We start from the raw sequence: 22296 nt of genomic DNA, 5'->3' as shown, positions 1-22296 counted from the left end.
TGCCTGTCCCTCCCGGAGTCCCGTTACGCCGGATGCGCCTGCGATGGCAGTTTCGTCTTCAGCAACATATAACCTACAAACGCAGCCAACAGCGATCCGGTTAAGATAGCCAGCTTAGCCCAAATGATAAGCTCAGGGGCATTCGCGCCAAACGCCAGTGTTGAGATAAAGATCGACATTGTAAAGCCGATCCCGCACAGCACGCCAACGGCCATGATCTGCCGGCAGGTGGTTCCGTGCGGCAAGGTAGCAAGCTTCAGTTTCAGCGCCATCCAGCAGAAGAGGCCAATCCCCAGCGGCTTACCGATAAACAGCCCGGCGATGATCCCCAGCGGCAGCATCGACATCAATCCATCCAGCGTGACGCCCTCAAGGGAAACACCCGCGTTTGCGAAGGCGAAGAGCGGCAGGATCATAAAGGCGACCCACGGATGCAGCACGTGCTCAAGCTGCTTCGCCGGCGATTTACCCTCTTGCGCCTTCAGCGGCATGAAGAAACCGATAATCACGCCGGCCAGAGTGGCATGCACGCCCGATTTCAGTACAGCCGTCCACAGCACCATGCCCACCAGGAGATAGATACCAATGCGACGGACATTGCAGATATTGAGCAGCGCCAGCACCGCGATGGCCGCCGCCGCAACCGCCAGCGACAGCACCGACAGTTCGCTGGTATAGAACAGGGCAATAATGACGATTGCGCCCAGGTCATCAATGATCGCCAGCGCCATCAGGAAGATTTTTAACGCCATCGGCACGCGTTTACCTAACAGCGCCAGAACGCCCAACGCAAAGGCGATGTCCGTTGCTGCCGGGATCGCCCAGCCATCCCGGGCAATGGGATCCTGATAGTTAAAGGCCAGAAAGATGAGGGCCGGGACCACCATCCCGCCGATGGCGGCAATCACCGGAAACGCCGCGCGCTGACGGCTTGCCAGGGAGCCCTGGACCAGCTCACGCTTGACCTCCAGCCCCACCAGCAGGAAAAAGACCGCCATCAGTGCATCGTTGATCCACAGCAGCATGTTCTTGTTGATTTCCAGCACGCCGACGCGTAACTCAACGGGTGTTTCCAGAAAAGCGTGATACAGGCCGCGGGTTGAGCCCAGGTTTGCCAGCAGCATAGCGATGGCTGCGGCCAGCATGAGTATGATGCCCCCAGAGGCCTCATTGCGGAAAAAACGATTCAAAAGTTTCACTATTACCCTCTCTTTTTACGACAATCCTTCGTTAAAATCATCATACGCACGGATATTCATCGGTAAAAGCAGGTTAATGTTAACTATAGACTCAGTTTTTTCGAACTGATTATTTCAGGGATAAAAAAGCCCGGAATCGCTTCCGGGCTTCGGGGACAACGTTAGCTCAGCGTTAGCGAGTCAAATCGTCAAAAAATTTTTTCACGCCATCAAAGAAACTTTTGGAGCGCGGGCTGTTGTTTTCACCGGTTGGGCCACCAAAGCTATCCTGCAGTTCTCGCAGCAGTTGCTTCTGTTTTTCGTTCAGGCCAACCGGGGTTTCTACCACCACACGACAAAGCAGGTCGCCCTGCGCGCCGCCACGGACGGATTTCACGCCTTTGCCGCGCATACGGAACAGCTTGCCGGTCTGGGTTTCGCCAGGCACTTTCAGGTTTACACGGCCATCCAGCGTTGGCACTTCAATCTCACCGCCCATCGCCGCCATCGCAAAGTTGATCGGCACTTCGCAGTACAGGTTGTTACCTTCACGCTCAAATATCGCGTGCTGCTTCACCTGTACCTGAACGTACAGATCGCCTGCCGGTGCGCCATGCTCGCCTGCTTCGCCTTCGCCAGACAGACGAATACGATCGCCGGTATCCACGCCCGCCGGGATTTTAACGGAGAGGGTTTTGGTCTTCTCGACGCGACCGTGACCGTGACATTTGTTGCACGGATCCTTGATCAGCGTACCGCGACCCTGACAGTGCGGACAGCTCTGCTGCACCGCGAAGAAGCCCTGACGCATCTGCACCTGACCGGAGCCGTGACAGGTAGGACAGGTCTGTGGCTTGGTGCCCACCTTCGCGCCGCTGCCGTGGCAAACGTCACACTCTTCCAGCGTCGGGATGCGGATCTCTTTCGTCACGCCACGGACCGCCTCTTCCAGCGTCAGCTCCATGTTGTAACGCAGGTCTGCGCCACGGGCTGCACGCTGGCGACCGCGGCCGCCGCCGAAGATATCGCCGAACACGTCACCAAAGATATCGCTGAAATCTGCGCCGCCGCCGCCAAATCCGCCGCCGCCCATACCGCCCTGTTCAAACGCGGCATGACCGTACTGATCGTAAGCCGCACGTTTCTGCGCATCGGTCAGGACTTCGTAGGCTTCTTTGATCTCTTTAAATTTGGCTTCGGCCTCTTTGTCACCCTGGTTGCGGTCCGGGTGATATTTCATGGCCAGGCGCTTGTACGCCTTTTTGATTTCACGCTCTTCCGCTGTTTTGGAAACGCCTAAAATCTCGTAATAGTCTTGCTTTGCCATCTTGTTTTATCTGCCCCTAACATGCGTGCACGGGCGGAGAGGAAACCTCTTCGCCCGTGCCAGTGTATTACCCGTTCAAAGGGCGATTATTTTTTGTCTTTCACTTCTTCAAACTCTGCGTCGACAACATCGTCATCTTTCGCGTTGTTCGCAGAAGCGTCAGCGCCTGCGCCAGCCTGCTGCTGTGCGTGCTGCTGCTGTGCGATCTCCATCAGCTTCCCGGAAACCTGCGCCAGTGCCTGCATTTTCGCTTCGATATCAGCTTTATCTTCGCCCTTCAGGGAAGCTTCCAGCGCGCTCAGTGCAGACTCGATAGCGGTTTTATCGTCAGCTGGCAGTTTATCGCCCGCTTCTTCAACCTGCTTACGGGTGCTGTGCAGCAGATGGTCACCCTGGTTGCGGGTCTGAACCAGCTCTTCGAACTTACGGTCAGACTCGGCGTTCGCTTCTGCTTCGCGAACCATTTTCTGGATCTCTTCTTCGTTCAGACCAGAAGAGGCCTTGATGGTGATCTTCTGCTCTTTACCGCTGTTTTTGTCCTTCGCGGAAACGTGCAGGATACCGTCAGCATCGATGTCGAAGGTGACTTCGATCTGAGGCATACCGCGCGGCGCCGGGCTGATACCGTCGAGGTTAAACTGGCCCAGATCTTTGTTATCTGCGGCACGTTTACGCTCACCCTGCAGCACGTGGATGGTTACCGCAGACTGGTTGTCTTCAGCGGTAGAGAACACCTGGCTGTGCTTGGTCGGGATAGTGGTGTTTTTGGCGATCAGCGGAGTCATCACACCGCCCATGGTTTCGATACCCAGAGACAGCGGGGTAACGTCCAGCAGCAGTACGTCTTTAACATCACCGGTCAGTACGCCGCCCTGAACAGCAGCACCGATAGCAACGGCTTCGTCCGGGTTAACGTCTTTACGCGGCTCTTTACCAAAGAATTCAGCAACTTTCTTCTGAACCATTGGCATACGAGTCTGACCACCTACCAGGATAACGTCCTGGATTTCAGATACGGAAAGGCCCGCATCCTGCAGCGCAACTTTCAGCGGCTCGATGGAACGGTTAACCAGGTCTTCTACCAAGCTTTCCAGTTTCGCGCGAGTCACTTTGATATTCATGTGTTTTGGACCGGTGGCGTCTGCAGTGATGTACGGCAGGTTCACGTCGGTCTGCTGCGCAGAAGAGAGCTCGATTTTCGCTTTTTCTGCGGCTTCTTTCAGGCGCTGCATCGCCAGCGGATCGTTACGCAGGTCAATGCCCTGATCTTTCTTAAATTCGTCAACGAGGTAGTTGATCATACGGCTGTCGAAGTCTTCACCACCCAAGTGGGTATCACCGTTGGTTGCCAGAACTTCGAAGGTTTTTTCGCCGTCAACTTCGTCGATTTCGATAATAGAGATATCGAAAGTACCACCACCAAGGTCGTATACCGCGATGGTGCGGTTGCCAACTTCTTTATCCAGACCGTAAGCCAGTGCCGCTGCGGTTGGTTCGTTGATGATACGTTTGACTTCCAGACCCGCGATACGGCCTGCGTCTTTGGTCGCCTGACGCTGCGCATCGTTGAAGTAGGCTGGTACAGTGATAACCGCTTCAGTTACCGGCTCACCCAGGTAATCTTCCGCCGTTTTCTTCATTTTTTTCAGCACTTCAGCAGAGATCTGCGGCGGTGCCATTTTCTGACCTTTAACATCAATCCAGGCGTCGCCGTTTTCAGCGCCGATGATTTTGTACGGCATGATGGCTTCATCACGCTGAACTTCTTCGTCCTGGAAGCGACGGCCAATCAGGCGCTTAATCGCAAACAGCGTGTTTTGCGGGTTTGTCACTGCCTGACGTTTAGCCGGCTGACCAACCAGAGTTTCACCATCCTGGGTATAGGCAATGATAGAAGGCGTGGTGCGATCGCCCTCGGCATTCTCCAGCACACGTGCAGTAGTGCCGTCCATAATCGCTACACAAGAGTTGGTAGTACCCAGGTCGATACCAATAATTTTACCCATCTAAACGTCTCCACTATAAATTCGGTCAACATGTGGTTGTGTACCTGTAATAAGGGCAAAAGGTGCTTTTTCAACTGCCCAGATTTGAATTTTTTCAGGTCCACACACTGCGGTTGACTACAAGATGGGGTCGCAACGGCATCCATCAAGGGGGATGGATAAAAAATTTTTTAATTTCACCCTGATTAGATCATAGACGGCATCGATGGCGCCCATTATGATGCCGCGCCCCGCCAGGGAGTATTGGCGTGGGAACCACTATTTCACCATATTAATGATGATTTTTTTGAGGACTTATGGGCAACACTAAGTTGGCTAATCCGGCTCCGCTGGGCCTGATGGGTTTTGGCATGACCACCATTCTGCTGAACCTGCATAATATCGGGATGTTCCCGATGGATGGCGTTATCCTGGCGATGGGCATTTTTTATGGCGGTATCGCACAGATCTTCGCGGGCCTGCTGGAATATAAGAAAGGCAACACCTTCGGTTTAACCGCATTCACCTCTTACGGCTCTTTCTGGCTGACCCTGGTCGCCATTCTGCTGATGCCGAAAATGGGCCTGACCGATGCGGCTAATACACCGTTCCTGGGTGTCTACCTGGGCCTGTGGGGCGTCTTCACGCTGTTCATGTTCTTCGGCACGCTGGTAGGTAACCGCGCGCTGCAGTTCGTCTTCCTGAGCCTGACCGTGCTGTTCGCCCTGCTGGCAGTGGGTCACCTGGTGGATAACGGCGAAGCCATTATCCACGTGGCGGGCTGGGTTGGCCTGATCTGCGGTGCCAGTGCCATCTACCTGGCAATGGGTGAAGTCCTGAACGAGCAGTTCGGTCGCATCGTTCTGCCGATTGGTGAAAAACACTGATCCCCTTCGTGCCCGTTCCGCGGGCACGAAATCTCTCCGGCGTTTATCCGCGAACGGAGCTAGCCAGTTCCGGCACCTCTTTCTCTATCATCCCCTGCCGTAGCCAAATTCCCAGCGCCAGCCCCATCAACGAGAGCGCCAGCACATACCAGGCGGGTGCCATTGGCGACACGCCCATCAGCAGGGTTACGGCAACCGGCGTCAGGCCGCCGAAGATGGCGTACGAGACGTTATAGGAGAACGAAATACCGGTGAAGCGTACCTCTGGCGGGAAGGCGCGGACCATCACGTACGGCACAGCGCCCACCACACCCACGCAAAGCCCCACCGTGCCATACAGCAGGAACAGCTGTTCAGGATGGCTGCCAGCAAGATGGTAAAACGCCCAGCTCGACCCGGCCAGCAGCAGGCTGCCAATAATAAAGGTCAGGCTGGAGCCGATACGATCCACCGCCAGCCCGGCAATCAGGCAGCCGAAGCAGAGCATGATGGTGGCGATGCTGTTGGCCTGCAGCGTCACCGCCGGCGCAAAGCCGTACTGTTTTTGCAGCCAGACCGGCGACATCAAAATCACCACCACGATACCCGCCGAGAGCAGCCAGGTGAGCAGCATCGATACCACCACCGCCTTTCTGTGCCGCACCACCACCGCTTTCACCGGCAGCTCCTGCGCCAGCGCCTTACGCTGCTGCATCTCAAGGAATACCGGTGTCTCCTGCAGCCAGCGGCGCAGATACATGGCGACCAGGCCAAACGCGCCGCCCAGCAGGAATGGAATACGCCAGCCCCAGTCGTGTACCGCCTGTTGGGTCATGCTGGTATTCACTAGCGTCGCCACCACCGAGCCCAGCAGAATGCCGACGGTTAACCCTGCGGTCAGCGTGCCGCAGGCGATGCCGATCCGCCGGGCCGGAACATGTTCCGCCACAAATACCCATGCCCCTGGCACTTCACCGCCGATCGCCGCCCCCTGCAGGATGCGCATCAGTAACAGCAGGATCGGCGCGAGAATGCCCATGGAGGCATAGGTTGGCAACAGGCCAATCGCCAGGGTGGGTACCGCCATCAGTAGGATGCTAAGGGTGAACATCTTCTTGCGCCCGACCAGATCGCCGAAGTGGGCCATCACGATGCCGCCCAGCGGACGCGCCAGATAACCGGCAGCGAAAATGCCAAAGGTCTGAACCTGACGCAGCCATTCGGGAATGTCAGGCGGGAAGAACAGCTCACCGACGACAGCGGCAAAGAAGACGAAAATGATGAAGTCATAAAACTCCAGCGCGCCGCCGAGTGCGGCAAGCGTGAGGGTTTTATAATCCTGACGAGTGAGAGGCCGGTTGTAATGTGACATAGCGAACCATTCTGAGCTGAATTATTGGATTATATTTACAGCGATCGTAAAGAAAAAATTACTATACCGTAAATCAATCAGCACGCTACCATCGTTACAGCTTATGTCACATTATTGTTAATTTCAGGAGATTGTTTCACGCCTCGCGCTTTTCGGGCGAAAAGCTGCTACCACCTGCGGATCGGTTTCGACATAAGGCCCTTCAAGAAGCTGTACACAATACGGTACACTGGCAAAGATCCCCGTCACCACCACTTTGCCGTCAGCCTCTTTAACACCTTCCAGCGTCTCTTTAATGGACTTCGGCTGGCCTGGTAAATTGAGGATCAGCGCCTGCTTGCGGATCACCCCGACCTGGCGTGACAGGATTGCCGTTGGCACAAAGTGTAGACTGATCTGGCGCATCTGTTCGCCAAAGCCCGGCATTTCGCGGTCGGCAATGGCAAGCGTTGCGTCCGGGGTCACATCGCGTCGTGCCGGACCGGTACCGCCGGTTGTCAGCACCAGGTGGCAGCTCATTTCATCCACCAGTTCACACAGGGTTTGCTCAATGACGGCCTGCTCGTCAGGGATCAGACGGGTTTGTACTTCAAACGGCGTAGTCAGGGCAGACGCCAGCCAGGCTTCCAGCGCGGGGATGCCTTTATCTTCATAGACACCGCTGGAGGCGCGATCTGAGACGGAAACTAAGCCAATGCGTAAGGTATTCATATCCATTCCATTCAAACAATACAGATTGAGGGGAATGATACACGCAGGAAGGCGATTCAGACAGGGTATGAGAGAGGTAGCGTGACCGGGAGCCCGGTCACGCTGGAATGATTACAGCAGGTCGCCGATCATTTTTTCCAGTTTTTCCTGGTCGATGGCAAACTTACGGATACCGTCCGCCAGTTTGTCTACCGCCATTGGATCCTGGTTGTGCTGCCACAGGAACTCAGATTCAGTGATGCGCTCTGGACGGGCTTTCACTTCACCGCTGAAGCTCAGCTTACGCTCGATGGTACCTTCGCTTTCTGCCAGCTCTTTCAGCAGCGCAGGTGCGATGGTCAGGCGGTCACAGCCAGCCAGTTCCAGGATCTCACCCACGTTACGGAAGCTTGCGCCCATCACCACGGTTTCATAACCGTGCTGTTTGTAGTACTCGTAAATCTCGGTAACGGAAACCACACCCGGATCTTCCGCTGCCGCGTACTCTTTCTTATCGGTGTTGGCTTTGTACCAGTCCAGAATACGGCCCACGAATGGCGAGATCAGGTAGACGCCCGCTTCTGCGCACGCACGCGCCTGCGCGAAGGAGAACAGCAGGGTCAGGTTACAGTTGATGCCCTCTTTTTCCAGCTGCTCAGCAGCGCGGATGCCCTGCCAGGTGGAAGCCAGTTTGATCAGGATACGGTCGTTGCTGATACCCGCATCGTTGTACAGTTTGATCAGGCGTTTGGCTTTCGCGATGGAGGCTTCGGTGTCGTAAGACAGACGCGCATCCACTTCAGTGGAGATACGGCCCGGAACCAGTTTCAGGATCTCCAGACCGATGTTCACAGCCAGTTTGTCGGTAGCATCCACTACCTGCTGTGCGCGATCGCTGCTCTGGCTTTTCGCCCAGGCAACAGCATCGTCGATCAGTTTACGGTATTCAGGGATCTGTGCAGCGTTAAGGATCAGAGAAGGGTTCGTTGTGGCATCCTGCGGCTGGTACAACTTCATTGCCGCGATATCTCCGGTGTCAGCGACAACAGTCGTGAACTGACGAAGGGAGGTTAATTTATCCGTCATGATAGTGTTTCTCTTTAACTTGCCCTGGATAATTCGCGTTACCAGCAAGATGCCAGAAACGGAAAAATGACAGGTTTACTTGTTAGGGGGATGTAACCGGTCTGCCCTGATGATAACACGACGGAAGGTCAGCGCAACCGCAGACAATGCGCTGAAGGATACTGTGATAAACTCAGCAAAATAACAGATTACCCATTCACTGTTTGTTCAATCGTTCGAAGCGATTACCTATGCACTTTGGCATCAACACGAGGGACGTTAGTGCCTGATTATCTGTCGTTTATTAATGAAATCCTGTGGGGTTCGGTGATGATATACCTGCTTTTTGCGGCAGGTCTTTGGTTCACTGTTCGCAGCGGGTTTATTCAATTTAGCGCCCTTCCTCAACTGCGCATTAATCTGAAAAATAGCCTGAGCCCGCAGCCGGGAGGCTTAACCTCATTCCAGGCGCTCTGCACCAGTCTGGCGGCCCGGCTCGGCAGCGGTAACCTGGCCGGGGTTGCGCTGGCCATCTCCGCTGGCGGCCCGGGGGCGATATTCTGGATGTGGATGACCGCCATTATCGGTATGGCGACCTCCTTCGCAGAGTGCTCGCTGGCACAGCTATATAAGGAAGCGGATAAACAGGGGCAATTTCGCGGTGGCCCAGCCTGGTACATGGCCCGGGGTCTCGGCATGCGCTGGATGGGCGTGCTCTTTTCACTCTTTTTGCTCGTCGCTTACGGTCTTATTTTTAACACTGTCCAGGCCCACTCGGTGGCCCATGCGCTGCGCTTCGCCTTTGACTGCCCGGAAATCATCACCGGCGGCATGCTGGCCGCGTTCACGCTGCTGGTGATCGTCACCGGCATCAAAGGCGTCGCCCGGCTGATGCAGTGGATGGTGCCGGCGATGGCGCTGCTGTGGCTCATGACCAGCCTGATCATCTGCGCCTGGCATGCCGAACAGTTACCTGCCGTCTTCAGCCTGATCGTCAAAAGCGCCTTTGGCTGGCGCGAAGCAGCCGCCGGGGCGCTGGGCTACACTCTGAGTCAGGCCCTGACGGCGGGTTTCCAGCGCGGCATGTTTTCCAACGAAGCGGGCATGGGCTCAACCCCGAATGCCGCAGCCGCCGCCGCCTCCTGCCCCCCTCACCCGGCCTCTCAGGGGCTGGTGCAGATGATCGGCGTCTTCGTCGATACCATCATTATCTGCACCGCCAGCGCCATGATCGTGCTGCTGGCAGGGCCGATGGATCTGCCAGCAGATACCGCAGGCATACAGCTGCTGCAACAGGCGCTGATAAACCTGACCGGGGGCTGGGGAGCCGGATTCGTAGGGTTTATCCTTATCCTGTTCGCGTTCAGCTCCATCGTGGTGAATTACATCTATGCCGAAAATAATCTGATCTTTCTGCATCCCGATGCCCGGCGATCGCGCTGGGTATTACGGGGCGGCGTTGTGCTGATGGTGCTGCTCGGATCGCTGTTAAGCCTGCCGATGGTCTGGCAGCTGGCGGATATCATCATGGCCCTGATGGCCATCGCCAACCTGACGGCTATCCTGCTGCTCTCCCCGGTGGTGACCCTGATTGCCCGGGACTATCTGCGTCAGCGCAAGCTGGGCGTCCAGCCGGTCTTTGATGCCTCGCGTTATCCCGAGATTGAAGAACAGCTCGCCCCTGGCGCCTGGGATGATTTGCAGCGTCAATAACAGCCATCGATCACCCAGAGCGTTTTTTTTGCTAAAGTCGCACTCATTCTTCTGCAAGGACTGGATATGCTGATTCTGATTTCACCTGCCAAAACGCTCGACTACCAGAGCCCACTTGCCACCGAGCGCTATACCCAGCCGGAACTGCTGGATCACTCGCAACAGCTGATCCACGAGGCGCGGAAACTTTCGGCTCCGCAAATTGCGACCCTGATGAGCATCAGCGACAAGCTGGCGGATCTGAATGCCACCCGTTTCCACGACTGGCAGCCCGATTTCACCCCATCCAACGCGCGTCAGGCGATTCTGGCCTTTAAAGGCGATGTTTATACCGGTCTGCAGGCAGAAACCTTTAGCGAAGCGGATTTTGATTTTGCCCAGCAGCATTTGCGCATGCTCTCCGGCCTGTACGGGGTATTGCGCCCGCTGGATCTGATGCAGCCTTACCGCCTGGAGATGGGGATCCGCCTGGAAAACGCGAGAGGGAAGGACCTCTATCAGTTCTGGGGCGAGACCATCACCGACACGCTGAACGCGGCGCTGAAGGCGCAGGGCGACAATGTCCTGATCAACCTGGCATCCGATGAATACTACAAATCGGTCAAACCGAAAAAGCTGAACGCGGAGATCGTCAAGCCTGTCTTCCTGGACGAGAAGAATGGCAAATTCAAAGTGATCAGCTTCTACGCCAAAAAAGCGCGCGGGCTGATGAGCCGCTACATCATTGAAAACCGTCTGACCCAGCCAGAGCAACTGAAAGCATTCGACAGCGAAGGTTATTTCTTTGATGAAGAAGCATCAGGGAAAGGTGAGCTGGTGTTTAAGCGCCACGAGCAGTAAAGCAAAACCCCGCCGGTTGGCGGGGTAATTTTAATGGTGCTTCCGGTCCGGTCCCGGACGGTGATCGTCATGACGATCGTGATGGCGATTATCGTGATGCTCGCCATGCGGATGCCAGCGATTGTCCCGCCACTCGTAGTGAGATTTCCACCAGTCATGGTCACGCCAGTGGCCGCCATCCCAGTAGTGTCCTTGCTTGTCCCGATCGCCAATTTGCAGTTTGACCGCCGGTACCAGGGTGATTTCAGAGGCCTGAGCCGCCATCGGAGCCACCAGCATCAGAGAAAGCGCGATCAGCACAGGTTTCAGTTTCGACATAGGTTACTCCTTATTGATCTTGCCCGTTGTGGGCCGATGTAAGGAGATTACGTGAGGGAGAGGTAGGATGTTATTCTCTGCAATCCTATTCTGTAAGTATCCGCATTTATTGGGAATTTCTACTTTTTCCCTGCTATTTCTCTCCTTAATTTCTCCATAAAAAAGCCGGGTAACGCAGAGGTCCCCGGCTGGATTGTGCGGCCTGATGCCCAGCGGCGCTGTGCCTGCCGGGCCTACAATTCGAGCTCGTGTAGGCCGGGTAAGCGAAGCGCCACCCGGCAACAAACAATCACCCGCGCGTCATCATCAACTGGCGCAGCGCCGCAAAATCGGCCGGCAGATTGTGCGACAGCAGCGGCAGATCGGCACGTTCGGCCAGCTCTTTCGGCAGCGGCAGGGAATCACCCAGGATCGCGTCCACGCTCTCTTTGAACTTCGCCGGGTGCGCGGTGCCGAGGAACAGGCCGTACTCGCCCGGGTTCAGCTGATCGCGCAGGGCGCGATACGCCACCGCGGCATGCGGTTCAGAGACGTAGCCCAGCTGCTTCAGCTCACGCATGGTCTCTTTGGTGGTTTCGTCAGTCACCGCAGCGTAACCCAGCTCATTCAGACGCCAGATTTTACGGCGGAACAGCTCCTCCACACGCGGCCAGTTGTTAGGCTGTGACACATCCATCGCGTTAGACAGGGTGGCCTGCGTCGCGTTTGGCGTCCACTTGCCCTCTTTCAGGAAACGAGGAACGGTGTCGTTGGCGTTGGTGGCCGCGATAAAGCGTTTCACCGGCAGGCCCAGAGACTTCGCCAGCAGGCCAGCTGTCAGGTCGCCAAAGTTGCCGCTCGGCACCGAGATCACCAGCTGATTACGCGCTTCCTGCGGCAGCTGGGCCACCGCTTCGAAGTAATAGCAGATCTGCGCCAGCAGGCGGCTGATGTTGATGGAGTTGGCGGAGTTCAGACCCAGCGCCACTTTCAGTTCTTCATCATCGAAGGCCTGCTTAACCAGCGCCTGACAGGCATCGAAATCCCCGTCGATAGCGACGGTTTCAATGTTGCCGCCGAGCGTACAGAAGAGTTTTTCCTGCAGCGGGCTGATTTTCCCCTGCGGGTAGAGGATCACGACGCGGACGTTTTTCAGGCCGTAGAAGGCATGCGCTACCGCCGCCCCGGTATCGCCGGAGGTGGCGGTCAGGATGGTAACCGGCTTATCGCCGCTGATGTGAGTCAGCATCTGCGCCATAAAGCGGCCGCCGAAATCTTTAAACGCCAGCGTCGGACCGTGGAACAGCTCAAGGCAACCGACGTCCGGCTCGACCTGGCTTACCGGTGCCGGGAAGGCAAAGGCCGCGCGAACGCGCTCTTCCAGCAGCTCCTTCGGGATTTCGTCGCCAATAAACGCGGAAAGAATTTTGGTGCTGCGGGTGACGAAATCCTCCTTCAGCATCTCGTCAATTTCGGTCAGACCGAATTCCGGCAGATCGTGCGGGAAGAACAGCCCCTGGTTTTTGCCCAGCCCCTGCGTTACGGCCTGTGCAAAACTTACCTGCTCGTTATGATCTTTAAGATTGTAGAGTTTCATCGTTTATCCCAGTACTCGTGCGCCCGCCGTATCCAGACGGCAAATATGAACAAAGCCTTCCTGATTTTGCAGGTAATTTTTCTCCAGCCAACCTGCCACCCGCTCAGCCGTATCCGGTTTGTCGCACAGCGCAAACAGGGTCGGTCCGGAACCGGAGATGCCGCAGGCCAGTGCGCCAATTTCCAGCGCGGCGCTGCGTGCCTCGTCAAAGCCAGGCAGCAGTTTAGTGCGGTACGGCTCGGCAATAACATCTTTCATCAGTTTTGCTGCAAGCCCTGGCTGACGGGTATAGCAGGCATGAATAAAGCCCGCCAGATGACGGCCATGAGCGATGCAGTCCTGACGGCGATACTGCGCCGGCAGAATAGCGCGCGCTTCCGCGGTCGACACTTTGATGCCCGGATAGGCCAGCACCCACAGCCACTCATCAAAGCCTGGCACCTGCTGGCTGATGATGCCGTTCTCTTCGATCATCAACTGCATGCCGCCCAGGAAACAGGGGGCAACATTATCATAATGAATGCTGCCGGAGATGCGCCCTTCCAGCTCGCCCATCAGGGCCAGCAGGCGGGTGTTATTCAGCGGCTTGCCGCAATGTTCGTTCATCGCTACCAGCGCGGCGACGACGGAACAGGCGCTGGAGCCCAGCCCGGAGCCAATCGGCATGCTTTTTTCCAGCGTCATAGCAACCGGGACGTTTTTACCGATCTCCTGACAAAAACGCTCCCAGCACTGATAGACAATATTTTCCCGCGGCTCGCTCGGCAGCTTGCTGGCGAAACGCCCGACGTTGTTCAGACTGTAGCTGTCCGCCGATTCTACCGTAACCGTATCACCCAGCAATGCGCCATTCACTGGCGTCACCGCCGCACCCAGCACATCAAACCCGACGCTCATATTGGCGCTGGAAGCCGGGGCATAAACTTTGACCATGTTAAACTCCTAACTTCCATGACAGGGTACGCAGCAGATCGGCAAACACGCCCGCCGCCGTCACATCATTCCCCGCGCCATAGCCGCGAAGGACCAACGGCAGTGGCTGATAATAGTGGCTGTAAAACGCGAGGGCGTTTTCGCCGTTTTTCACTTTGAACAGCGGATCGTTACCGTCGACCGCCGCCACTTTGACACGGCAGACGCCATCTTCTTCAATGTTGCCAACATAGCGCAATACCTTGCCTTCATCACGGGCTTTTGCGACCCGGGAGGCGAAAGCGTCATCCAGCTGCGGCAGATTCGCCATAAAGGTGGCGACATCGCCAGCGTGGTCAAAACTCTCCGGCAGAACCGGTTCGATCACGATATCTGACAGCTCCAGCTCACGTCCCGTTTCGCGGGCGAGGATCAGCAGCTTGCGCGCCACATCCATGCCGGAGAGATCGTCGCGGGGATCGGGCTCGGTGTAGCCCAGCTCACGCGCCATTTTGGTCGCTTCCGACAAGCTCATACCTTCATCCAGCTTGCCAAAGATAAAGGAGAGCGAACCCGACAGAATGCCGGAGAAACGCTGCAGTTCATCCCCGGCATTGAGCAGGTTTTGCAGGTTTTCGATAACCGGCAGCCCGGCGCCGACGTTGGTGTCGTACAGGAACTTACGGCGGGATTTTGCCGCCGCGTGGCGCATCTGATGGTAGTAATCCATCGACGAGGTGTTGGCCTTTTTATTTGGCGTCACCACGTGGAAACCTTCGCGCAGGAAGTCGGCATACTGATCGGCCACCGCCTGGTGGGAGGTACAGTCGACAATCACCGGGTTCAGCAGATGATACTCTTTGACCAGGCGGATCAGGCGGCCCAGATTAAACGGCTCTTTCGCCTCCGCCAGCTCTGCCTGCCAGTTCTCGAGGTTCAGCCCATGAACGTTGGTCAGCAGCGCTTTGGAGTTCGCAATGCCGCAGACGCGCAGATCGATATGCTTTTTCTTCAGCCACTCCTGCTGGCGCTTCAGCTGCGCCAGTAACGCACCGCCGACACCGCCGACGCCAATCAGGAACACCTCGATCACCTGATCGGTGTTAAACAGCATCTGGTGGGTGACGCGCACGCCGGTGGTCGCATCATCATTATTCACCACTACGGAGATGGAGCGCTCTGAGGAGCCCTGGGCGATGGCAACAATATTGATGTTCGCCCGCGCCAGCGCTGCAAAGAACTTCGCGGAGATGCCGCGCAAGGTGCGCATACCGTCGCCCACCACCGAGATAACGGCCAGGCGTTCCTGTATGGAGAGCGGCTCCAGCAACTCCTCTTTCAGCTCCAGGTAAAATTCCTCTTCCAGCGCCCGGCGCGCGCGCAGGCAGTCGGCCTGGTGTACGCAGAAGCTGATGCTGTATTCCGAGGAGGACTGGGTGATCAGCACGACAGAGATACCGTTGCGGGACATGGCCGCAAACACGCGGGCCGCCATGCCAACCATCCCTTTCATGCCTGGCCCGGAGACGCTGAACATCGCCATATTATTGAGGTTGGAGATGCCTTTTACCGGCAGGCCATCTTCATTGCTGCTGGCGCCAATCAGCGTGCCTGGCGCCTGTGGATTACCGGTGTTTTTAATCAGGCAGGGGATCTGGAACTGGGCAATCGGCGAAATCGTACGCGGGTGAAGCACTTTGGCGCCGAAGTAGGAGAGCTCCATCGCCTCCTGATAAGACATCGACTTCAGCAGGCGGGCATCGGGCACCTGCCGGGGGTCGCAGGTATACACGCCGTCGACGTCAGTCCAGATCTCACAACAGTCGGCCCGCAGGCAGGCGGCCAGCACGGCGGCGGAGTAGTCGGAACCGTTACGGCCCAGCACCACCAGCTCCCCTTTTTCATTCCCGGCGGTGAAGCCCGCCATCAGGATCATGTGGTCGGCAGGAATTTTGCCTGCCGCAATGCGACGGGTAGATTCGGCAATATCTACGGTTGATTCGAGGTAATGGCCAACAGCGAGCAGTTTTTCGACGGGATCGATCACCGTGACGTTATGGCCGCGGGCTTCCAGCAGGCCCGCCATAATGGCGATAGAGAGTTTTTCACCGCGGCAGATCAGCGCCGCGTTAATGCTGTCCGGGCACTGCCCCAACAGGCTGATACCATGCAGAACGTGTTTAATCTGAGCGAACTCTTGCTCAACGAAGGCTTTCAGTTGGGCGTGGGGAAAGCCAGGCTGTGCATCCGCCAGGCCCTGCAGCAGGCTGGCAAAGATCTGCTCAGCGTCGCTGATGTTCACCAGTGCATCCTGACCCCCGATGGTTTTTTCAATCATCGCCACCAGGTGATTGGTAATTTTAGCCGGGGCAGAGAGAACCGTCGCCACCTGCCCCTGCCTGGCATTGCTCTCCAGGATGTCGGCAACACGCAGAAATCGTTCTGCATTTGCCACTGATGTACCGCCGAACTTCAACACTCGCATGCTTGTTACCTCGTGATCTTTAGCCGAAAAAAAAGCCCGCACTGTTCAGGTGCGGGCTTTTTTCTTTTCTTTCCTGTACGCGTCAGCCCGCACCGTTACCTGTGGTAATGATGATGGTGGTGGTAATGGTGGTGATGCTGATGCGTTTCATGGATGTTGTGTACTCTGTCATTATTATCTGTCTGTGCTGTCTGACTCTATTGGTTAAAGCATACGTGCCGGTAAGTCAACGAATTTCTAATTTGATCACATTTTCCGGCCCTTTCACGTATCTCTGCCTGAGTTTTTATTTCCGTCCGAATCGGACCGTGCACAGCACATTTTTTGGAGCATTCAACCATAACAAAAAAGTATGACAGCGTTTTACTCTGCCAGTTTTTTTTCGATATCGTGCAGTAATCTGTGCAACATTGCCGTGTCTCGCTGACCTAACAGACCTAACCGCTGCTGTAGCCACTCCGCCATCTTCTGATCGTCGGCGACATTCAGCGAGGTCAGCAGGCGTTCGGTACGCGTACGCAAAGCAGAAAGCTGGTTTTCATCCACCTCAGCCGGAGGTGAAGCAGGATTTTGCATCAAGGATGCTAATTGATAGCAATACACCATCACGGCCTGACCTAAATTTAGCGACGGATAATCCGCCACCATCGGCACGCCGGTCAGCACGTCCGCAAGTGCCAGTTCCTCGTTCGTCAGGCCGGAATCTTCCCGGCCAAAAACCAGCGCCATGTTGGGCAGCCACTGGCTTTTTTCTGCCAGTAACGGCACCAGTTCAGCGGGCGTGGCGTAGTAATGAAACTTAGATCGGCTGCGGGCGGTGGTAGCGACGGTAAAAGAGATATCGTGCAGCGCGTCGGCCAGAGTTTCGTAAGTAGTTAAATTATCAAGGATATCTCCCGACCCATGGGCAACCCAACGTGCCGCAGGTTCGTTGTGCGCATCGCTGGCGACAATACGTAAATCGGTAAACCCCATGGTCTTCATTGCCCGTGCGGCGGCGCCGATATTTTCTGCTCTTGCTGGGGATACCAGTACGATAGACAAATGCATTTATGCTCTCTTTTTAGGCAGTTAGCCGATAAAAATGTGATACGCATCATCATATTACGCATCACGAATTTACAAATTCGCAACAGAAATCACCGAAATAGCGTTTCACTACAAATTAAAAATACTAAACTATTTCATGAATGAACTTTAAGGGATAATGTTAATGAATAACGCTTATCCCTATGTTTAATAATGATAATGATTTCTCAGGTTCAATGTTGACATTGGATTCACCTTGTTTATTAATTAACGGTCGCAACTAGTTGGTTTGTTGAAAATTTGTGACAAAGGCTAGCGATCCGCTACGATGATTTCATCAAACTGTTAACGTGCTACAATTGAACTTGATATATGTCAACGAAGCGTAGTTTTATTGGGTGTCTGGTGTCACTTAGCCTGTTATGTTGCTGTTAAAATGGTTAGGATGACAGCCGTTTTTGACACTGTCGGGTCCAGAGGGAAAGTACCCACGACCAAGCTAATGATGTTGTTGACGTTGATGGAAAGTGCATCAAGAACGCAATTACGTACTTTAGTCACGTTACGCCGGTCATGTTAATTTGTGGCATGTATCAGGCAGGTCAGGGACTTTTGTACTTCCTGTTTCGATTTAGTTGGCAATTTAGGTAGCAAACATGCAGACCCCGCACATTCTTATCGTTGAAGACGAGTTGGTAACACGCAACACGTTAAAGAGCATTTTCGAAGCAGAAGGCTACGATGTCTTTGAAGCGACCGATGGCGCAGAGATGCATCAGATCCTTTCTGAAAATGATATCAACCTGGTTATCATGGACATCAACCTGCCGGGTAAAAACGGCCTTCTGCTGGCACGTGAACTGCGTGAACAGGCGAACGTTGCGTTAATGTTCCTGACTGGCCGCGATAACGAAGTTGATAAAATTCTTGGCCTGGAAATCGGCGCGGATGACTATATCACCAAACCGTTTAACCCACGCGAGTTAACCATTCGTGCACGCAACCTGCTGTCCCGCACCATGAACCTGGGCACGGTCAGCGAAGAGCGTCGTAGCGTAGAGAGCTACAAATTCAACGGCTGGGAACTTGATATTAATAGCCGTTCTCTGGTGAGCCCGCAGGGCGACCAGTACAAACTGCCGCGCAGCGAATTCCGCGCCATGCTGCACTTCTGCGAAAACCCGGGCAAGATCCAGTCCCGTGCAGAACTGCTGAAAAAAATGACCGGCCGTGAGCTGAAGCCGCACGACCGTACCGTTGACGTGACTATCCGCCGTATTCGTAAACACTTCGAATCCACGCCGGATACACCAGAAATCATCGCCACCATTCATGGTGAAGGCTATCGTTTCTGCGGCGACCTGCAGGAATAATTCTGCACATAAGTCATAAAAAAACGGCGCCAGGGCGCCGTTTTTTTATTTCCATAACCGCATCGTATCTTTATCCGTTGACCCGGATGGCGCCGTGCGCTTCGGCTGGGAGAGCGAGTACCAGTCAAAGTGGCGCGTGAGATACATTACCGCGAACAGGGCCAGCGCCAGCACCGCAGAGCCCAGCAGCAACGCACTCTCTTCTGAACGCAGCAGGAACCACATCACCACGTCCAGCCCCAGCAGCGCCAGCACAAACAGGCCACTGCGTTTCCAGCTTTTCAGCACTGCCTGCAGATAGACGCCGTTCATTAGCGCCCCCACCAGGCTGGCAATAATCCATGCGGGAGTAAAGCCCACATGCTCAGACAACGCCAGCAGCACCAGATAGAACAGCACCAGCGCCAGTCCCACCAGCAGGTACTGCATCGGGTGCAGCCGCAATCCGGTTAAAGTTTCAAAGACGAAGAAGGCCATAAACGTCAAAGCAATCAGTAAAATGGCGTACTTAATCGCGCGGTCGGTCAGCTGATACTGATCCGCGGGGGTGGCCACCGTGACGCTAAACGCCGGGATCGCACTCCATTCAGGGACCTCGTTGTCGTTGAACCAGCCCGCAAGATTGTTCGCAAACCAGCTACTTTTCCAGTTTGCCTGGAAACCAGACGCGCTAATCTCGTGCTTAACCGGCAGGTAATTGCCCATAAAGCTCGGGTGCGGCCAGTTACTGTTAAGGGTCATTTCGCTGTTACGTCCCACCGGAACCACGGCAAAGCTGCCGGTACCAGCCAGATTGAGCGACATCTCCAGCGAGACGGTTTTTGCCGCCAGCGCGTTGTCGGTCAGTGGGATGTGAATGCCGGATAACGCCCCGTACACCCCGGCGCCAGGCTCGATGCTTAACGTCTCACCATTGATTTTTGAGATGCTCACTGCCCCTATTCCGCGCGCATCCCCGACACCGACCACGATAAACGGCTTGCCGAGCGTCATCGTCCCACCCTGCAACTCCGCCAGTTTTTCCGTCGTAAACTGCGCCTTAATGTTGAGATCGGTATTCCAGATTTGCCCGTCATAGATGCCGATATTGCGCGTCTGCACGTGCTGATTGCCCTCGACCTGTAGCGTCTCCGGCAGGATAAAGTGCATATAACGCTTCTTATACTCCACCTTTTTCGCCTCTTCCTGTTTGTAATAGACCTCCGTTACCGGAATGGCGATCAGCGGGCCCACCAGCTGCTGCGGGCCGCTGGTACTCTGGCGAAGGGTGTTTTCGACCTCGTTGCGATAGCTCTCGCGCTCCGAAATCAGGTTGCCCACCAACATCAGTGGGACGAGTAACAGCAGAATGCACCCCAACAGGGTGCTAACTTTCCAGAACAGGGGGGATTTCATATCAGGTCTCCTTTGTGATGAGGAGAGCCTAACCAGGCTATGTGGGGTCAGTTTGAAGTTATGTGAAGGGACGGTGAAGTATCAGGGTGGCCGTCACGCCGCCGTCAGTCCGGTTGCGCAGATCGATGCTCCCCTGATGCAGACGCGCCACCTCCAGCACAAAGGCCAGCCCGAGCCCGCTGCTTTTCAATCCGTTCTCGCGCGGGAGGGAGTAGAAGCGCTCAAAGATTCGCGCCTGCGCATAATCCGGGATACCGCTTCCGTTATCCGTCACGGTGATGGTGACCTGCCTGAACGCCTGCGTAGCGGCAAGCTGGATCGCCCCACCCGGCGGGGTAAAGTCGATAGCGTTATCCAGTAAATTGCCCAGCGCCTGCTCAAGCAGATCGGCATCGCCCTCCACGCAGCACCCGCTCCTTTGCCAGTTCAGGGTGATGTTTCGGGAGGCCAGCGTCGCCGTGCGCGCATCGGCAAGGCGTGTAAACAGCTCATCAATGCTGACACTGACCGGAACGATCTCGACCCTGTTTTCCAGTCTGGCCTGAGCGAGAAGTTTTTCAACCAGCGACTGCATGCGCGCGTTTTGCGCCAGGATATTATCAATAAACCGCGCCGCCACCTGCGGCGGGGGCTGCTCTGCCAGGATCTCCGCCGCACCGCGGATCGCGGCCAGCGGGCTCTTCAGTTCGTGAGTGAGCGCATGCACATAATTTTCGATATCATTTTTTCCCTCCAGACGAACACGCATGTTCTCCAGCGCCTGCGCCAGTTTGCGCAGTTCACTGCTGCCCGGATCGGGCAACGGCAGCGGGGTATCATTGGTCACCGAGTCGGCATAGCGCGACAGGGTGTTAATCGAGCGGTTGATCCACCATGCCACCGCCAGACCAATGAGCAACGCAATCCCCAGCAGCGCCCCGCCGGCCCACAGGATCCGTCGCTCGCTGCGCTGGATCACCGGCGCCATCGCGCTGTTGGGCTTGCCAACCGACAATACGCCGATAATCTTGCCCCGATCGACCACCGGCGCGGCAACGTACATGACTGTGCTCTCCGGATTCTGCGGATCGCTCGGCGTACTGCGGGCGCCATACTCCCCGCGCAGCGTCAGCCAGACGTCGTTCCAGCGCGCGTAATCCTTCCCCACGGCCAGGCCGGCGGAATCAAATACCACCCGGCCGCGGGCATCGGTCATGTAGACGTGATACTCGTTACGCACCTTATGAATGCCGCCAATATTGGCGCGAAACGGGCGCTGGTGGAGGCGGGAAAAGGCCTGCGCCAGCTTGCCCTCCTGCGGGTTGCCTGCCAGCAGATCGTCTCGTCCCACTTCCGCCAGCAGCGTCGCAGTGTCAATCAGCGTGCCTTCGGTTGCCCTGCGCACGCCGGGCTTGATCTCCTGAACAAAGATCGACAGCACAAACCACGCCGCAATGGCCACAATCAGGAAGTATCCCAGCAACAGCCGCATGCCTATGCGCATTAATATAATCCCAGGCTATAACCCATGCCGCGGTGGGTGCTGATAGGGGAAAGCTGGTCATTCACTGCCCGCAGCTTGGCGCGCAGGGTTTTAATATGGGTATCCACGGTGCGATCGAAGCTGTCGCCCTCCTCTCCCCAGACTTTATCCATCAGTTGCTGGCGGGAATAGACACGGCCCGGCGCGTTCAGCAGCGTTTTAAGCAGCAGGAACTCGTAGCGTGTCAGGGGTAATGGCTCACCAAACCAGCTGATTCTGGCGGCAGGTTCATTCAGTTCAAACTCGCCGATACGGACAATCTCTGAAGGCGCAGCGGACTTTTGCATGCGCCGTAAAATGGTCCGCACCCGGGCGCATACCTCCCGGGGCGAGAAGGGTTTGGCGACGTAATCATCGGCGCCGATCTCCAGACCGAGCAGCTTGTCCACTTCATCGCTGCGGGCCGTAAGGAACAGCACCGGTAGCGAAGGATGCCGGGCCAGCAGCTGACGGCAGAGCTCAAAACCGCTGATATCCGGCAGCCCCACGTCCAGGATGGCGAGCGCCGGGCTTTGTCGGCGCGCTTCCTCCAGCACCGGCAGGCCACGTTCAAAGGCCTTTACCGCAAATCCCTCCTGCTGGAGCATGTAGATCAGCGTATCGGCGATGCTGATTTCGTCTTCAACCAGCCAGACCACAGGTTGCTGCAT

General features: G+C 55.9%; 20 protein-coding genes and 1 other annotated feature. Of the genes, 4 read left to right on the top strand and 16 right to left on the bottom strand.

Going from position 1 to position 22296, the window contains the following annotated elements; translation table 11 throughout:
• Positions 1-23 precede the first annotated feature (23 nt).
• The 3 genes from nhaA to dnaK form a co-directional block, all read right to left on the bottom strand.
• On the bottom strand, positions 24-1199 hold the full coding sequence (nhaA, locus tag C3406_RS16290) for a Na+/H+ antiporter NhaA (RefSeq protein WP_103823203.1): 1176 nt from the start codon (positions 1197-1199) through the stop codon (positions 24-26).
• A 172-nt stretch (positions 1200-1371) separates the two neighbouring features.
• Entirely contained in the window at positions 1372-2505 is a 1134-nt protein-coding gene (gene dnaJ, locus C3406_RS16285; RefSeq protein WP_103178209.1) for a molecular chaperone DnaJ, read from the bottom strand.
• Between the two features lie 86 nt (positions 2506-2591).
• A complete protein-coding gene (gene dnaK, locus C3406_RS16280; protein WP_103823202.1) occupies positions 2592-4511 on the bottom strand; it encodes a molecular chaperone DnaK in 1920 nt (639 codons plus the stop codon).
• Positions 4512-4807: 296 nt separating this feature from the next.
• Here dnaK and satP point away from each other — a divergent pair, with 296 nt between their 5' ends.
• On the top strand, positions 4808-5377 hold the full coding sequence (gene satP / locus C3406_RS16275) for an acetate uptake transporter (protein WP_103823201.1): 570 nt from the start codon (positions 4808-4810) through the stop codon (positions 5375-5377).
• Between the two features lie 43 nt (positions 5378-5420).
• Here the strand turns inward: satP and C3406_RS16270 are convergent, their stop codons facing one another.
• The 3 genes from C3406_RS16270 to tal form a co-directional block, all read right to left on the bottom strand.
• Positions 5421-6728: an MFS transporter gene (locus C3406_RS16270; protein ID WP_103823200.1), complete on the bottom strand. Its 1308-nt coding sequence runs from the start codon at positions 6726-6728 to the stop codon at positions 5421-5423.
• Between the two features lie 123 nt (positions 6729-6851).
• Complete coding sequence (mog, locus tag C3406_RS16265; protein ID WP_103823199.1) at positions 6852-7439, bottom strand: molybdopterin adenylyltransferase; 588 nt, start codon at positions 7437-7439, stop codon at positions 6852-6854.
• A gap of 111 nt (positions 7440-7550) precedes the next feature.
• The gene (gene tal, locus C3406_RS16260) at positions 7551-8504 is read right to left on the bottom strand and encodes a transaldolase (protein ID WP_103823198.1); all 954 of its coding nucleotides are present in this window, start codon (positions 8502-8504) and stop codon (positions 7551-7553) included.
• A gap of 261 nt (positions 8505-8765) precedes the next feature.
• Here tal and C3406_RS16255 point away from each other — a divergent pair, with 261 nt between their 5' ends.
• Positions 8766-10196 carry an alanine/glycine:cation symporter family protein gene (locus C3406_RS16255; protein ID WP_103823197.1) on the top strand — a complete coding sequence of 477 codons (1431 nt, stop codon included), beginning with the start codon at positions 8766-8768 and terminating at the stop codon, positions 10194-10196.
• Positions 10197-10262: 66 nt separating this feature from the next.
• Positions 10263-11036 carry a peroxide stress protein YaaA gene (yaaA, locus tag C3406_RS16250; protein ID WP_103823196.1) on the top strand — a complete coding sequence of 258 codons (774 nt, stop codon included), beginning with the start codon at positions 10263-10265 and terminating at the stop codon, positions 11034-11036.
• Between the two features lie 30 nt (positions 11037-11066).
• Here yaaA and C3406_RS16245 read toward each other — a convergent pair whose 3' ends face one another.
• The 7 genes from C3406_RS16245 to yjjY all read right to left on the bottom strand — a co-directional run bounded on the left by C3406_RS16245 (position 11067) and on the right by yjjY (position 17917).
• On the bottom strand, positions 11067-11354 hold the full coding sequence (locus tag C3406_RS16245; protein WP_103823195.1) for a DUF2502 domain-containing protein: 288 nt from the start codon (positions 11352-11354) through the stop codon (positions 11067-11069).
• A gap of 289 nt (positions 11355-11643) precedes the next feature.
• On the bottom strand, positions 11644-12930 hold the full coding sequence (gene thrC / locus C3406_RS16235; protein ID WP_103823193.1) for a threonine synthase: 1287 nt from the start codon (positions 12928-12930) through the stop codon (positions 11644-11646).
• 3 nt (positions 12931-12933) lie between these two features.
• Positions 12934-13863, bottom strand: a complete 930-nt coding sequence (thrB, locus tag C3406_RS16230; RefSeq protein WP_103823192.1) for a homoserine kinase — start codon at positions 13861-13863, stop codon at positions 12934-12936.
• 1 nt (position 13864) lies between these two features.
• A complete protein-coding gene (thrA, locus tag C3406_RS16225) occupies positions 13865-16327 on the bottom strand; it encodes a bifunctional aspartate kinase/homoserine dehydrogenase I (protein WP_103823191.1) in 2463 nt (820 codons plus the stop codon).
• A gap of 25 nt (positions 16328-16352) precedes the next feature.
• Positions 16353-16471 (bottom strand) — a sequence feature (Thr leader region).
• Positions 16410-16478 carry a thr operon leader peptide gene (thrL, locus tag C3406_RS16220; RefSeq protein ID WP_103181027.1) on the bottom strand — a complete coding sequence of 23 codons (69 nt, stop codon included), beginning with the start codon at positions 16476-16478 and terminating at the stop codon, positions 16410-16412. (Overlaps the previous feature by 62 nt.)
• A gap of 212 nt (positions 16479-16690) precedes the next feature.
• A complete protein-coding gene (locus C3406_RS16215; protein ID WP_103823190.1) occupies positions 16691-17377 on the bottom strand; it encodes a tRNA/rRNA methyltransferase in 687 nt (228 codons plus the stop codon).
• A gap of 399 nt (positions 17378-17776) precedes the next feature.
• Complete coding sequence (yjjY, locus tag C3406_RS16210; protein WP_001541509.1) at positions 17777-17917, bottom strand: YjjY family protein; 141 nt, start codon at positions 17915-17917, stop codon at positions 17777-17779.
• A gap of 95 nt (positions 17918-18012) precedes the next feature.
• Between yjjY and arcA the strand changes: the two genes are divergently transcribed.
• Positions 18013-18729 (top strand): two-component system response regulator ArcA, encoded by a 717-nt coding sequence (gene arcA, locus C3406_RS16205; protein ID WP_039030451.1) that lies wholly within the window; start codon positions 18013-18015, stop codon positions 18727-18729.
• A 45-nt stretch (positions 18730-18774) separates the two neighbouring features.
• Here arcA and creD read toward each other — a convergent pair whose 3' ends face one another.
• The 3 genes from creD to creB are packed head-to-tail and all read right to left on the bottom strand — an operon-like array spanning position 18775 to position 22296.
• Positions 18775-20124 carry a cell envelope integrity protein CreD gene (gene creD, locus C3406_RS16200; RefSeq protein ID WP_103823189.1) on the bottom strand — a complete coding sequence of 450 codons (1350 nt, stop codon included), beginning with the start codon at positions 20122-20124 and terminating at the stop codon, positions 18775-18777.
• A gap of 58 nt (positions 20125-20182) precedes the next feature.
• Positions 20183-21607 (bottom strand): two-component system sensor histidine kinase CreC, encoded by a 1425-nt coding sequence (creC, locus tag C3406_RS16195; RefSeq protein ID WP_103823188.1) that lies wholly within the window; start codon positions 21605-21607, stop codon positions 20183-20185.
• Complete coding sequence (creB, locus tag C3406_RS16190; RefSeq protein ID WP_103178191.1) at positions 21607-22296, bottom strand: two-component system response regulator CreB; 690 nt, start codon at positions 22294-22296, stop codon at positions 21607-21609. Before creB ends, creC begins: the two co-directional genes overlap by 1 nt.

This window comes from Leclercia sp. LSNIH8 (assembly GCF_002920195.1).
Classification (GTDB): domain Bacteria; phylum Pseudomonadota; class Gammaproteobacteria; order Enterobacterales; family Enterobacteriaceae; genus Enterobacter.
The sequence above is the reverse complement of the archived record's forward strand: the minus strand, read 5'-3'. Positions and strand labels throughout refer to the sequence as shown.

Excerpts from the sequence above, each read along its gene's own strand:
- dnaJ (WP_103178209.1), bottom strand. The coding sequence starts at position 2,505 with ATGGCAAAGCAAGACTATTACGAGATTTTAGGCGTTTCCAAAACAGCG.
- dnaK (WP_103823202.1), bottom strand. The coding sequence starts at position 4,511 with ATGGGTAAAATTATTGGTATCGACCTGGGTACTACCAACTCTTGTGTA.
- satP (WP_103823201.1), top strand. The coding sequence starts at position 4,808 with ATGGGCAACACTAAGTTGGCTAATCCGGCTCCGCTGGGCCTGATGGGT.
- C3406_RS16270 (WP_103823200.1), bottom strand. The coding sequence starts at position 6,728 with ATGTCACATTACAACCGGCCTCTCACTCGTCAGGATTATAAAACCCTC.
- mog (WP_103823199.1), bottom strand. The coding sequence starts at position 7,439 with ATGAATACCTTACGCATTGGCTTAGTTTCCGTCTCAGATCGCGCCTCC.
- tal (WP_103823198.1), bottom strand. The coding sequence starts at position 8,504 with ATGACGGATAAATTAACCTCCCTTCGTCAGTTCACGACTGTTGTCGCT.
- yaaA (WP_103823196.1), top strand. The coding sequence starts at position 10,263 with ATGCTGATTCTGATTTCACCTGCCAAAACGCTCGACTACCAGAGCCCA.
- C3406_RS16245 (WP_103823195.1), bottom strand. The coding sequence starts at position 11,354 with ATGTCGAAACTGAAACCTGTGCTGATCGCGCTTTCTCTGATGCTGGTG.
- thrC (WP_103823193.1), bottom strand. The coding sequence starts at position 12,930 with ATGAAACTCTACAATCTTAAAGATCATAACGAGCAGGTAAGTTTTGCA.
- thrB (WP_103823192.1), bottom strand. The coding sequence starts at position 13,863 with ATGGTCAAAGTTTATGCCCCGGCTTCCAGCGCCAATATGAGCGTCGGG.
- thrA (WP_103823191.1), bottom strand. The coding sequence starts at position 16,327 with ATGCGAGTGTTGAAGTTCGGCGGTACATCAGTGGCAAATGCAGAACGA.
- C3406_RS16215 (WP_103823190.1), bottom strand. The coding sequence starts at position 17,377 with ATGCATTTGTCTATCGTACTGGTATCCCCAGCAAGAGCAGAAAATATC.
- arcA (WP_039030451.1), top strand. The coding sequence starts at position 18,013 with ATGCAGACCCCGCACATTCTTATCGTTGAAGACGAGTTGGTAACACGC.
- creD (WP_103823189.1), bottom strand. The coding sequence starts at position 20,124 with ATGAAATCCCCCCTGTTCTGGAAAGTTAGCACCCTGTTGGGGTGCATT.
- creC (WP_103823188.1), bottom strand. The coding sequence starts at position 21,607 with ATGCGCATAGGCATGCGGCTGTTGCTGGGATACTTCCTGATTGTGGCC.
- creB (WP_103178191.1), bottom strand. The coding sequence starts at position 22,296 with ATGCAGCAACCTGTGGTCTGGCTGGTTGAAGACGAAATCAGCATCGCC.